Consider the following 12801-nt stretch of genomic DNA (forward strand, 5'->3'; position numbering starts at 1 on the left):
CTCTGACGCCCTACTGCTGAGGCGCTGGCGGTGCGGGTGGGGTCTGCTGCTGGGGCCAGCCGCCGGGCGGTACGGGGTGCCGCGGGTCGGGCTGCTCCGACGGGTCCGCGGGCACGGTGCCCGGCGGCTGCTGACCGTACGGACCGGGCAGGGCGGGCCGGCCCCCGGGGGGCACCGGCTGACCGGGCGGTACCGGCTGGCCGGGGGCCCCGTGCTGGGGCTGCGGGGCGCCCGCCGGGCTCGCGGGGGACTGCGCCTGGGAGGGCGGGGACTGCTGCCAGCCCTGCTGGACCCCGGGCCCGGGCGGCGCACCGTACTGCTGCGGCGGGTACGGCTGCGGATACACCGGAGGCTGCTGCTGCGGTGGCTGCTGCGGGTGTCCCTGGTGCGGTTGCTGACCCTGGTGGGGCTGCGGCTGCGCGTGTGGCGGTTGCGGCTGCTGGGGCATCGGCGGCTGCCCGTACTGCTGTGGCGGGTACGGCTGCCCCTGGTGCGGCGCGCCCTGGGCGCCCTGTGCGGGCTGAGGAGGCTGCGCCGGGCCCGGCCGCCCCTGAGCCTGTTCCTGGCCCTGCTGAGCGCCGTACGGGGCCCCGTACGGCTGCTGACCGTGCGTCGGCTGCCCGTATGGCTGCCCCTGGACCGGCGCCCCGTACGGCGCCTGCCCCTGCTGCGGCGCCGCGGGCCGGCCCTGGACGGGCTGCCCCTGTGGCCCCGGCATCGGCGGCGCGAGGTGCGGCGGCGGCTGGCCGTCCGCCGTCCACAGCCCCTGCGCCTGCTGAGCCCGTACGAAGTCCTCGGCGACCAGCGCCGAGAGGTGGAAGTACGCGTCGCGGGTCTTCGGCCGCATCATGTCGAGGTCCACCTCGGCACCGGCCGCGAGGTGTTCGTCGAACGGTACGACGACGACGCCCCGGCAGCGGGTCTCGAAGTGCCGCACGATGTCGTCCACCTTGATCATCTTGCCCGTCTCACGGACCCCGGAGATGACCGTCAGGGAGCGCTGCACGAGATCGGCGTACCCGTGCGCGGAGAGCCAGTCGAGCGTCGTCGACGCGCTGCTCGCGCCGTCCACGGAGGGCGTCGAGATGATGATGAGCTGATCGGCCAGGTCCAGCACGCCGCGCATCGCGCTGTAGAGCAGGCCGGTGCCCGAGTCCGTGAGGATGATCGGATACTGCTTGCCCAGGACATCGATAGCGCGCCGGTAGTCCTCGTCGTTGAAGGTGGTGGAGACCGCCGGGTCCACGTCGTTGGCGATGATCTCCAGGCCGGACGGTGCCTGCGAGGTGAAGCGACGGATGTCCATGTAGCTGTGCAGATGCGGAATCGCCTGCACCAGGTCACGGATGGTCGCACCGGTCTCGCGCCGTACGCGGCGGCCGAGCGTGCCGGCGTCCGGGTTGGCATCGATCGCCAGGATCTTGTCCTGCCGCTCGGAGGCGAGCGTCGCGCCCAGTGCGGTGGTGGTCGTCGTCTTGCCGACGCCGCCCTTGAGGCTGATGACCGCGATCCGGTAGCAGGAGAGCACCGGTGTGCGGATCAGTTCGAGCTTCCTCTTACGCTCCGCCTCGGCGGCCTTCCCGCCGATCTTGAAGCGCGAACCGCCGGACGGGTTGCGGCTGCTCTTGGGCTTCTGCTTGTTGTTGCGCAGAAGCCGGTCGGAAGAGAGCTCCACGGCCGCCGTGTAGCCGAGCGGCGCGCCGGGAACGGAGCGTTCGCGCTGGTCGTGCGCGACGGGGGAGGGCCACGCCGCACCGGTACGGGGGTCGACGGGCGGCGCCCCGGGGGCCGCCTGGGGCAGCGCCTGGTGGAACTGCTGGGGCGGCTCCCCGGCCCCCGGCGGTGTGGCCTGCCCCTGGGGCGGCTGCGGAGCCTGCTGCGCGGGGAGGTGCGGCGTGCCGGGCGCCGACGGCTGGGGCGCCGAAGGGGCCGGCGGGGACGGCGGTACGGGCGCCCCGGTGTCCGGGCGGCCCTGCTGCTGGGGAAAGCCGTAACCGGGCGGCACCGGGTGCTGCTGCCCAGGGACGCCTGCCGGGGCGCCGGGGCTGCCCTGCTGCGGGAATCCGTATCCACCCTGTTGGGGGAAGCCGTAACCGCTCTGGGGCTGGAGCTGGGGCGCGAGCGGCTGCGCCGCGTTCGCCGGTACGGGGAGCCCTGGGGCGCCCGGTTGCGGGAAGCCGTAACCGGCGGGCGGTACGGGGCCGTCCGGGGCCGGAGCGTTCGGCGCGGGCGCCGAGGGGCCCGAGGACGCCGCGGGCGGCAGCGCGGCGGGCGGCTGCGGCGCGGGCGGCAGGGGAGCCGGAACAGCCGGTACGGGGGCCGCCGCGGCGGGCGTCGCCGGTGCGGGCAGGGCCGGCACCGGGGCGGCGGGCGCCGGGGCCTGGCCGGCCGGAGGCTGCTGCTGCGGGAAGCCGTAGCCGCCCGGTGCCTGCGGGGCGGCGGGCAGCGCGGGCCACGGGCTCGCCCCCTGGGGCGCCGCCGGAGGCTGGTCCTGGGGCTGCGCCTGTGCGGCGGCGGGGGCAGGAACGGGCGGCGTGGTCCCGGCCGGGGGCACCGGGCTCTGCGGGGCGGCGGGCGGTTCGGCGGAGTGCTCCGGTCCTGACCACTGCGGCGCGGCGGCCGGTGCGGCGGGCTGGAACGCCGGGGGCAGCGGCGGCAGTCCGGCGGCCGGCGCCGCCCCCGGCTGGAGCGCCCACGGCGGGGCCGGGGGAGCGTCCTGGGGCGCGTCGGCGGGGACCGCGTCCTGCGGTACGGCGTCCTCTACGGCTGGTACGGCGTCCTCCGGTTCGGCCGGGGGGACCGCGTCGGACGGCTCCTTGTCGGTCGCATCCTTGAGAGACGCGGGGACGGCGTCCTCGACGCCGTCGATGCCGCCGTCGGAGGCATCGGACGGGGCGGCGGACTCCGCCTCCGCCACGTTCCCGGGGCCGCTGGCGGCCTCGGTTCCGGCCTCGGGTGCCGTGTCCGCCGGTGCGGCGTCCGGCTCCGTAACCTCGTTCACCGCACCGTCGGACGCGGCGTCCTCGCCGTCCGACGAGCCCTCGGGCACCGACGGCACGGAGGCGGCGTCGGCTCCCTCCGGGGCGCCGTTCTCCGCCCCGTCACCCACGGCGGCGCTCGCGCCGGGAGTATCTGGCGCGTCAGGGGCGCCTGAGGCGTCCCGCGCGTCCTCCGTCCCTTCCCGGGCCCCGTCCCGCGCGGCGTCCACGGGGGCGGCCGCGGCATCGGCGCGCGCGTCGTTCCCCGCGCCCTCGCCGCCCTCGGCGGCGGCACCTTCCTCCGTACCGGAGCCGTCGGCCGGGGCCGTCCCGTCGGCGGCGTCCGGGCGCGTGCCCGCCCCCGCCGCCTGCGTGCCGTCCTCCGGCGTGGCGGCGGTGCCGGTCCTCTCGGCTGCCGCCTTCTCCGCTGCTGCCTTCTCGGCGTCGCGCCGCTCGAACTCGCGCTTGAGCGCCGTCGGTGAGAACCGCATCGTCGCGCCGCTCTCCACGTCGCCGCCGCCGAACGCCCCCGTCTCCTCGTGCGAGGGCCCAGGAGCCGCCGCGGACGCCGCAGGCGCCCCGCCGGAAGCCGGAGCAGCGGGAGCGGCCGGCGCGACGGGCGCCGCCGGAGCGGCCGGTCCCGGGGCGGCGGGTGTGGCGCCCGCCGGGCCGGCGGGCCGCGCTGCCCAGTTGGGTTCGAAGCTGCCCCCCGCCGGCAGCCCGGGTACCGCTATGGGCGCCCCACCGGGCGGCGGGGGAGTGTTCGCGTAGGACGGTGCGCTCGTCGCGCCACCACCGGTCGTGTCCCCCGGCGCGTTCTGTGTGTACCAGGCGGGCGGGGTGTAGTCGATGGTGAACTCACCCGTCATCTCGGGCTCCGCGTCGGACTGATCGTCCGCGGCCGGCCGGTTCCAGCCGCCGCGGATCTCGTCCCGATCGCCGTTCACTTTGCCTCCTGGTGTGGTCGAGCACCCTTGTGCCGTGGTGGGTGGGGGCGGCCGAATCCTTCGCTCCGGTCCGCCCGGCTCTTCCCCTTGCGACGCGGCCGGTCTGCCCGCAGGTTCGCTGCTCCCGCGCCCCCACCCACCCTAATCGCCAACAGCGCGGATACGGCAGGGCGGACCGCCCCGTGGAAGCCCGCTCCGCCGCCCCCGCGCTCCCCCCAAGTGACCCCGGAGATGAGGAGGGTGAGCACCGGGCGGCGTACGGGGCGGAACGGAGCGGACATAAGGGGTTGTCAGAACGGTGCAAGGTGGCTGAATCGAGACATGTGGCGACCTGTGTGCGGGCGGTACGGGGCCACGCGGGCCGGGCCCCGTACCGTACGGCGCGGTCTCAGTCCATCCGGCGCGCGCTGCCCAACAATCCGGTCTCGGCGTCCGTCGCCTGGGTCATCACGAACTGCCGGTCCCGCGGAGTGCACCAGAGGGTCACCCCGTCGGAGAGCGTCGACAGCGCTTCCGTCTCGGCGCGCGGCAGACTCATGATCCGGCCGATCTGCGCCGCCTCGTCGGGCGACACCCGTTGCAGGCCGACGAGCGCGGACTTCTCCAGCAGCCGAGGCGCCACCGGACTCAGGTACGGCAGCAGCGTCAACACCGCTTGCCAGGGAGCCGACACCACGCGGCCGCGTGGCGGTCGCATACCGCAGTCCCGTACGACGATCACCGGGCTGCCCGCCGAGGCGCCCTGCGGCGGCACCCGTCCCACGTCGTGCAGGGTGACACAAGGAGTGCCCCCACCCGCCGCCTGGGCGAGCGCGGCCCAGACATGCGCACGGCCCGTCTCCACCGCGATCCGCGCACCGGTCGCGGCGGCCCGCAACACCATCACCTGGGCCGTCCACAAGCCGCCGATCAAGGTGATGTCGTACGGGGTCGGCCGGTTGACGCCGAGCACGGCAGGGCGGTTGTTCGCGTCAACACCGATCACCACTCCGTCATCCCCGACCGGCAGCGCGAGCGCCTCCAACTGGTCCACGGACATCGCGTGGCGCTCCCGGCGCGGCCCGATCAGCCCGAAGCCGATCCGCGGCCTGCCCCGGCCCCGTACCGGTTCCCGCATCATCGCGGGCAGCGGCGCCCCGGCAGCGGGCGTCCCGGTCACCGGGACGGCCCCCGACGTGGGCCTCATCGTCGGTACGGACATCAGCGGGTACCCCCGAGCGGAAGAGTGGCGAGCACCGCGGGCCCCTGCTCACGGTCGAGACGTACCAGCCCGGCCTTCACCCCGCGGGCCGTGCGCTCCAGTTGATGACGGGCGTTCACCAGCTCCTCGTCGCTGCGCCCGCTGATCCGTACGTGCCCGCTGACCGTCACCCCCTGCCGTTCGCCGCGCCCCAGCGTCAGACTGAAGGTCGTGGCGAGCGCCGGTATCGAGGTGAGCAGCGCGACGAACTGCGGCATGGACGCGCCGCTTCCGCCCAGTTCGGGCCAGCGCGCCACCCAGTAGGAGGTGTGCCACCGGTCGTCGCAGCGCCACGTACGCGACGTCTCCGAGGTGCGCCGCGCGGGTGTCTCCGAGCGTCCCGCCTGCGCTATGGCCAGCGGATTGGCGCAGGAGGAGACGGCTATCGCCGCGGTCAGCTCCTGCTCCGTCAGCACCGTCGCGCTGAACCCGGCGCCGGCCAGCCTGCTGGAGAGCTGGTCCGCCGCGCGGACCACGCACTTCTGGGCCCCCACCAGACCGCCGCCGCGCGCCGCGACCGCCTCGGGGCACAGCTCCGGGTCGAGCTTGAGCGCGACCCAGGTGAGCCGTACGGCGGGCGAGCCCGTCTGGGCCTGTAGCGGCGCGTAGTTGCGGGCGGCGACCGACTGCTCCGGCAGGAACGGGGACGGCGCGGGCTGCGTGTGCTGGACGACCTGGGCGGACTCCAGCCGTACGTCGTCCACGTCCAGCGCCTCCCGCACCAGGCGGACCGGGAGCGGCCTGGCCGAACGCTCGGGGCGCAGCGCCGTGGCGTCCGACTCGATCTGGAGCACCACCGTCAGGAACGTGCCGTCTCCGATCAGCCCCACCGGGCGCCGGTCCCGGTCGCTGTACGTGTACGTGCGCAACGCGGGGTCGCACTCGACGGCGGGCGCCAGCCCCGGCTCCGTACCGGCGGGGAGCGCCAGGGAGGCCGCCCTGCGGGTCCTGGCGCGCAGCGCCAGCACGGTGGAGAGCCAGTCCGGCAGCGCGCGCCGGTGGCGGCGCACCACGGCCAGCAGCACAAGGACCGTGGCGACCGCGCCGGCCGGGACCAGCATCAGCGGGCTGATCACCCACGCCACCAGCAGCAGCGCCACCGCCAGCTCGATCAGGACGAGTTGTTGCATTCGGAAAGGTCCGAATTGCCCCGGCCGCGCCCGGAGTGCGGGCCGTGCCTGCCCTCGGGGCGCGGCGCCGGACGGCGCGGTCACGGCAGGCCGCGTCTGCGTCGCTGAAGCCATGCGGAGAATCCCCCCATTCATCCCGATCACCCTGGCGGACCAGGGCGTTGACAGCGCGCTCACCCTACCCGCCCCACCAGCACACCCCGTCTACAGGCATAGTAGGGGGCCGGTCCGACAGTCAGGCAGGGCCCGGCGGCCCTGCCGGGGTGCCCTGCCCTTCGGGGGAGACCGAGCCGTTTTTCATCGATGGGGACTCATGGCATCACGGCGGGATGAGCTCAACGCGTACACCTTCGCGAAGAAGCGCACGGTGGCAGCATTTCTCCAACCCACGGCCACGGCCACCGACGAGGGCGCGCCCAGACCGCTGCGCGCCGTCGTCCCGGGGCTGATAGCCGGCGCGCTGATCCTGGCCGGGTTCGGCGCGTGGGGGATGTTCAAGCCCACGGCGCCCGCCGACTGGGCGGAACCCGACACCAAGGTGATCGTCGGCAAGGACTCCACCACGCGGTACGTGGTGCTGAGCACCGGCAAGGGGAAGCAGAAGGAGACACTGCTGCACCCCGTGCTGAACCTGGCATCGGCGCGACTCCTGCTCACGCCCAAGGAGTTCGCGGTCATCCAGGTGCCCGACACGATCCTGGACGCGGGCGAGCCACCGCGCGGCCCCGTTCTCGGCATCCCGTACGCCCCTGACCGCCTTCCGGGCGACAAGGAGGCGGCCGCACCCAAACGGTGGGCCGTCTGCGAGCAGCCGGGCGGCGGCAAGGGCGCCAGCGTGCAGAAGGCCGCGTTCCTCTTCGCCTCCCGCGACTTCGCCAGGACCGAGGGCCGGCAGCGGCTCTCCGGCGCCCAGGTGCTCTATGTGAAGGGCCAGAAGGGCGACCGCTACCTGGTCGACGCCAACGGTACGAAGTACCTGGTGCGCGAGAAGGCCAGCGACAACCTCACCCGCGCCCTGGTCGGTGACCGGGAGCCGCAGGCCGTCACCGACGACTGGCTGGCCACGCTGCGCACCGGCAGCACCATCGACTTCCCCGACGTCCCCGGGACCGTCGCCGCCGACGCGGGCGTCGGCGGCGGGCTCACGCCCGAGCAGGACCGGGTCGGCAAGGTGCTGCTCGCCCAGACCGGCGCGGGACCGCAGCACTACGTGGTCCTCAAGGGCAGGGTCCAGCCGGTGTCGGAGTTCACGGCCTGGCTGCTGATCAACTCCCCGGAGACCGGCGGTCTCGAGATGGGCGGTAAGGCCGACACCGTGGACGCGCAGGCCCTCTCCCCGGACACGGAGACCTTCGGAGCGAAGAAGCGCTGGCCCGAACGGCGCACCACCCAGGTCAACACGGGCAGCGGCGCGGGCGCCCGCGACACCGTGTGCAGCGTGCTGCGCTCCGTCGACGCCAAGGGCCGCGCGACGCTCTCCACCTGGGCCGGCTCCGCGTACCCCGCGGACATCACGGCAGGGGGGACGAGCACATACGTCACCCCGGGCAGCGGACTGCTCTACACGCAGGTGCGGGGCCGTCAGACCAACCCCGACGGTTCGCTCTTCCTGGTGACGGACACCGGACTGCGGTACGCGGTCCAGACGAACGGCGACAGTGACGCGGCGCGTTCCGACATCGGCACCGGGAACGGGGAGAAGCAGCAGGACGGCCGGCCCGAGCCCAGCGCGGCGCAGATACGGCTCGGCTACGAGAAGGTCACCCCGGCGCTGGTCCCGCTCGCCTGGTCGGAGTTCCTGTCGAAGGGGCCCCGTCTCGACACCAACAGCGCGCGCCAGCCGCAGGGCTCGTGAGGGGGACCGGGATCCGATGTCTCTGATGCGACCAACGGCCGTGGTGGCCGCTGTGACGGCCCTGACCGCCCTGGCGGCCGTTCCCCCCGTCCGGGGGGCCGAACGGCCCGCAGACGGCCAGGGAGCCGCCTTGCCGGCCCTCGGCCTGGACGGCAGCGGCGAATGCGCCTTCCCGATGAAGAAGCAGATAGCGGACACCCCCTGGCCCCTCCAGCGTGTGATCCTCGACGAACTGTGGGCGGACACCAAGGGCAAGGGGGTGCGCGTCGCGGTCATCGACACCGGGGTCGACAACACCAACCGGCAGCTCCGCAAGGCCGTCGACACCGCCGCCGGAACCGAGTTCCTGGCCAAGAAGATGGAGAAGGGCGCCGACGGCGACGGCACGGACGACCGGGTCGGTCACGGCACCAAGGTCGCCGGGATCATCGCCGCACGCCCCCGCAAGGGCACCGGGTTCGTCGGGCTCGCCCCCGAGGCGACCATCATCCCGATCCGCCAGAACGACGAGAAGAACAGTGGCAACGACACCACGATGGCGGAGTCGATCGACCACGCCATCGCCCACGATGCCGATGTCATCAACATCTCCCAGGACACCACCAAGCCCCTGACCGAGGACTCCGCGCTCGGCCGCGCCGTACGCCGCGCGCTGGACCGGGAGATCGTGGTCGTCGCCTCGGCCGGCAACGACGGCGTCGACGGGAAGCGCAAGAACACCTACCCGGCGGCCTTCCCCGGGGTCCTCGCGGTCGCCGCGTCCGACCGCAACAACGAGCGCGCGGCGTTCTCCCAGGCCGGCGCGTTCGTCGGGGTGGCGGCGCCCGGCGTGGACATCGTCTCCACCGTCCCCGGCAACGGCCAGTGCGTCGACAACGGGACGAGCTTCTCCGCCCCGTACGTCGCGGGCGTCGCCGCGCTGCTGCGCGCCAAGCACCCCACGTGGAAGGCGCACCAGATCGTCGCGCAGATCGAGCAGACCGCCGAGCGCAGCGTCAACGGCCACGACGACTTCGTCGGCTGGGGCGTCGTAGACCCGGTCCGCGCGCTCGCCGAGGCCGACACCCCGCCCGAGTCCCCGCGTCCCGACCCTGGCCCGCCCAAGGCGCCGGCGCCGGAGCCCGCGCACCTCGCGCTCTCCGAGACGCCGCAGGAACGTTCGGAGCGGTACGCCACCTACGCCCTGGGGATCGGCGCCGTGCTCGTCGCGGTCGTCGCCGGCTCGGCCACCGTGCTGCGAGACCTGGGGCGGCGGGACGCACGGCGCCGGCGTCCACGCAGGTTGACGTGAGCCACCACCGTCCTTTGCGATGCTTTCGGCGGAGTGAAGGCGGACTCTCCCCGAAACCCGTGTTGGGGGCGGGAAGGGATATGACTAGAGTGACCGTGGCTTCACGAGTGCGATGAAGCCCATGGGGCCGACGGGGGCGTGGGGGACCTGACATGGCGGGGGAAACACTGGACGGCGCGGGGGATTCCCGCCGTCCGGGTACGCGGTGTGTCGTACCGTCCCGCCCGACGGAGAAGCCGCCCTCACCCATTGCTTCCCCCTCTTCTGGGACACGGGGGCAGGCGCGACGTACCAGCGGGAACGTCCGGGCACCACACCCGGGCGGATCCGGCCGCGCGCGCGAAGAGAAGAAGCCCGGCGGCGACGGTGTCCGCCGGGCCGGGAACCGATAGATAGGACTCCGGATGAGCAACCCCTCAGGCGGGTTCGGACTTACCGACGACCCGGTCGTCAGTGCCAAGAACAAGATCGCGGAGACCAAGGACGCGGTCTCCAGGCAGTCCAGGGAGCTGGCGGACATCATCGCCACCGTCAGCGCGGGCTGGACGGGTGTGGGCGCCGGCGGCTTCGTCTCGGCCCAGGTGATGATCAACGAGGACCACGACGAGATCCTCCGTCTGCTCACCGTCCTGGAGCACGCTGTCGGCGCGACGAAGAACCTGAGCAACGAACAGGACGAGGACGTGCGCGCCCAGTTCGCCGCCGCCAAGTCCCAGGCCCCGGCCCCGCCGCCGAACACCTCGGGCCTCAACGGCATCTGAACCACCCGCTCCGCCCGCGGCCCCACGGCCGCCCCATCACACAGCGAGGAGAACACCATGGCCGGCACAGATCCGGGCACCCGGGTCCGGTACGAGTCCGTTCAGGAGATGGCCGACCGCGTCCGTACGGTCTCGAAGAACATCATCAAGGACCTCCAGCAGATGGACAACGCGCTCAAGGTGGTGACCGACACCTGGGACGGTGAGGCGCACCGCGAGTACGAGGCGCTCCAGCGCAAGTACAAGGGCAAGGCCACGCACATGAAGGACCAGTTGGAGAAGGTCGCCAAGCTGATCGAGAGCGGCAAGGACGGCTACCGCGCCACGGACCACAAGGCGTCGCGCTACTTCACCGAGGCGTACTGAGCCGAGGCGCGCTGACGCCACCGGCCCACCACCGGGAACACGGGGAGGGGCACGCACCGTACGTACACGTACCGCGCGTGCCCCTCGGCCTCTCCCGGGAACGACACGTCCGCCGGGCCGCCCCGGCGTCCCGCTCTCCGCTCCCGGCCCTACTCCAGGTCGAACTCCCCGTCCCGCGCGCCGAGGACGAACGCCCGCCACTCGGCCTCCGTGTACCGCAGCACGGTGTCGTGGTCGAGGGACGACCGCATCGCGACGGCGCCGCCCGGCAGGTAGGCGATCTCCACGCGCTCCTCGTCCGGGCTCGTACCGGGAGCGCCCTGCCACTCCACGCCGCTGATGTCCAGCGCGTACAGTTCGTCCTTCTCCTGCTGAGTACCCATCAGGGTCCTCCCCTTCCTCGTCACGGTACGGAGTCGCAGACCAAAGTATCCGTAGTCGGTGCTGTCGCTCACGCCGGTCGCGGAGCTTCACCCCGCCTGCGACACGAGAGCCTTCGCCAGACCCTCGATCTGCGCCCGGCTCAGCGAGGTCTTCCCCGCGTCGGGCGCCACGGCCACCACAAGGCCGGTGGAGCCCCCGTCGGCGTCCTTGAGCGGCACCGAGGCGACATTCCCGCTCCCGGACACCAGCGGCGTCCCAGGAGCGCCCTGGGCGGCCTTGTCGACGTACGCCGCGAGGTCCTCCGTCCTCATCTTCGCCGCTGCCTGGATCGCCGGGGCCAGCACGGCGAGCGCCGAGGGCCGCTCGGTGCCGATCGTGTGCACCTCCACGTCCTCGTCCCCGAGCCGGAACGCGCAACTCACCAGCGCACCGGGGTTGACGTCCAACGGATCTCCGGAAGCGGCGTACTTCCCGCCCTCGACCGTGGCCGCCGGCCCGTCCCCGCCGCCTCCCGCTCCGCTCCCGGCCGTCACTCCTGCCGCCTCGGCGGCCTTCCCGATGTCGTACGGGAGCGGACAGGCGTCCAGCTCGGCAGGCTTCCCGTTCTTCCCCGGCCCGGCCTCGTCCGCGATCCTGACGAGTTCCTTCACACTCACCGGCTCCGCGCCGCTCGTACAGCCGCTCAACAGCCACGCGAGCGCGAGGGCGGCGAACGGGAGCGGGGCGGGAAGCCCGTACCGGCGTTTCTTCATTCTGCTGTTCCTCGGTGACTGTTCATGAGCAACGGTTCATGAGCAACGGTTGATGAGTGACGGTTGATGAGCAACTGGTCATGAGCAGTGGAGTGCCTTGCGCGCGGCCTCCGAGAAGAGGTCGCTCAGTTCGCTCTCGGCCGGGAACCCCGCCGCCGCGCGCTCCTCCGGTTCCCACGGGTAGGTGGCGTTGTCCTGCAAGAAGTATGTTTCCCGGCCCCCGCACGTGGCCTTCTTCACGTTCCGCTCCTTGAGCACCGCGGCCAGCTCCGGGTCTTTGACGACGGCCAGTGTGGTGAAGGGGCCGTCGCGCTCGTCCCCGGTGAAGGAGAGGTCGCAGAACCACGCGGTGTCGAACGATCCGGATGTCCGCTCCTGTACGGTTCCGCCGCGCGGTCCGGTCACCTTGCCGAGCCGGAACCCCGGCAGGGAGCAGACCCGGCCGAGGTCGGTGGGGGAGACCGCGGAGGCCGGCTGTACGTCGTCCCCGCCCGCCCCGGTACGGGGCGGGCAGCCGCTCTCGGCGGTCAGGGACGCGGCCGCCGCCGCGAGGAGCCGCGCCAGAGCGGCGGGCTCCGCGCTGCCCTTCTCCACCGAGACCCGCAGCACCGGCCGGCCGGCCGAGCCGGCCGGTCCTGCCGGGCCGGAGAGCGCCGCGCACGAGGAGGGCAGCAGGACCCAGCCCTTGTACGGATCGGCCGTACCCGGCGTGGCACCGGTCAGGACGTCACCGCTCGCGGTCATCTCCCAATGGCCCACGTCGAAGGGGAACGAGGCGGTCTCCGAGGACACCCGCAGCGAGAACCGCGCGTCTCCGGTGCCCACGGCGCTCCGCTCCACCGTGCAGCTCCGGCTCCGGCCCGTTCCGGAGTCCTCACCGCTCAGCCGTCCCATGCCGGGAAACGCCCGCTTGACGTCCTCGGCCGACACCAGCCCGTGACAGAGCTTCTCCGGGCCGAGGACATGGGTGTTGTACGTGAGGAACGCTCCGCCGAGGAGCGCGAGCACAGCCGGGACCGCGATGGCGGTCCACCTGGCACGCCGGGATCGGGGCAGACGTATCGGCAGTCGTGCCGGCAGACGTACGGGCATGGCGG

The 12801-nt window shown here is 73.5% G+C and carries 10 protein-coding genes; 4 read left to right on the forward strand and 6 right to left on the reverse strand.

Annotated features, from left to right (window positions below):
• Nucleotides 1–10: 10 nt before the first annotated feature.
• The 3 genes from AB0O07_RS20565 to eccE form a co-directional block, all read right to left on the reverse strand.
• Nucleotides 11–3925: an SCO5717 family growth-regulating ATPase gene (locus AB0O07_RS20565; RefSeq protein ID WP_365635204.1), complete on the reverse strand. Its 3915-nt coding sequence runs from the start codon at nt 3923–3925 to the stop codon at nt 11–13.
• 388 nt (nt 3926–4313) lie between these two features.
• Nucleotides 4314–5045, reverse strand: a complete 732-nt coding sequence (locus tag AB0O07_RS20570; protein WP_365635327.1) for a hypothetical protein — start codon at nt 5043–5045, stop codon at nt 4314–4316.
• 80 nt (nt 5046–5125) lie between these two features.
• Nucleotides 5126–6409, reverse strand: coding sequence for a type VII secretion protein EccE (gene eccE, locus AB0O07_RS20575; protein WP_365635207.1), 1284 nt, complete (start codon nt 6407–6409; stop codon nt 5126–5128).
• 199 nt (nt 6410–6608) lie between these two features.
• Here eccE and eccB point away from each other — a divergent pair, with 199 nt between their 5' ends.
• The 4 genes from eccB (at nt 6609) to AB0O07_RS20595 (ending at nt 10568) form a co-directional block, all read left to right on the forward strand.
• On the forward strand, nt 6609–8150 hold the full coding sequence (eccB, locus tag AB0O07_RS20580) for a type VII secretion protein EccB (RefSeq protein WP_365635210.1): 1542 nt from the start codon (nt 6609–6611) through the stop codon (nt 8148–8150).
• Nucleotides 8151–8175: 25 nt separating this feature from the next.
• The gene (mycP, locus tag AB0O07_RS20585; RefSeq protein WP_365635213.1) at nt 8176–9441 is read left to right on the forward strand and encodes a type VII secretion-associated serine protease mycosin; all 1266 of its coding nucleotides are present in this window, start codon (nt 8176–8178) and stop codon (nt 9439–9441) included.
• A gap of 404 nt (nt 9442–9845) precedes the next feature.
• Nucleotides 9846–10202: a hypothetical protein gene (locus tag AB0O07_RS20590; protein ID WP_365635215.1), complete on the forward strand. Its 357-nt coding sequence runs from the start codon at nt 9846–9848 to the stop codon at nt 10200–10202.
• A gap of 57 nt (nt 10203–10259) precedes the next feature.
• Nucleotides 10260–10568 (forward strand): WXG100 family type VII secretion target, encoded by a 309-nt coding sequence (locus AB0O07_RS20595; RefSeq protein WP_365635218.1) that lies wholly within the window; start codon nt 10260–10262, stop codon nt 10566–10568.
• Between the two features lie 149 nt (nt 10569–10717).
• On the opposite strand, the gene AB0O07_RS20600 is transcribed toward AB0O07_RS20595, so the two are convergent.
• The 3 genes from AB0O07_RS20600 to AB0O07_RS20610 all read right to left on the reverse strand — a co-directional run bounded on the left by AB0O07_RS20600 (nt 10718) and on the right by AB0O07_RS20610 (nt 12796).
• Nucleotides 10718–10951, reverse strand: a complete 234-nt coding sequence (locus tag AB0O07_RS20600) for a DUF397 domain-containing protein (protein ID WP_365635220.1) — start codon at nt 10949–10951, stop codon at nt 10718–10720.
• An 87-nt stretch (nt 10952–11038) separates the two neighbouring features.
• Nucleotides 11039–11704 (reverse strand): hypothetical protein, encoded by a 666-nt coding sequence (locus AB0O07_RS20605; protein WP_365635223.1) that lies wholly within the window; start codon nt 11702–11704, stop codon nt 11039–11041.
• Nucleotides 11705–11782: 78 nt separating this feature from the next.
• Complete coding sequence (locus tag AB0O07_RS20610) at nt 11783–12796, reverse strand: hypothetical protein (RefSeq protein WP_365635226.1); 1014 nt, start codon at nt 12794–12796, stop codon at nt 11783–11785.
• Between the last annotated feature and the right edge of the window lie 5 nt (nt 12797–12801).

Origin of the sequence: Streptomyces sp. NPDC093085 (genome assembly GCF_040683935.1) — a bacterium.
Classification (GTDB): Bacteria; Actinomycetota; Actinomycetes; order Streptomycetales; family Streptomycetaceae; genus Streptomyces.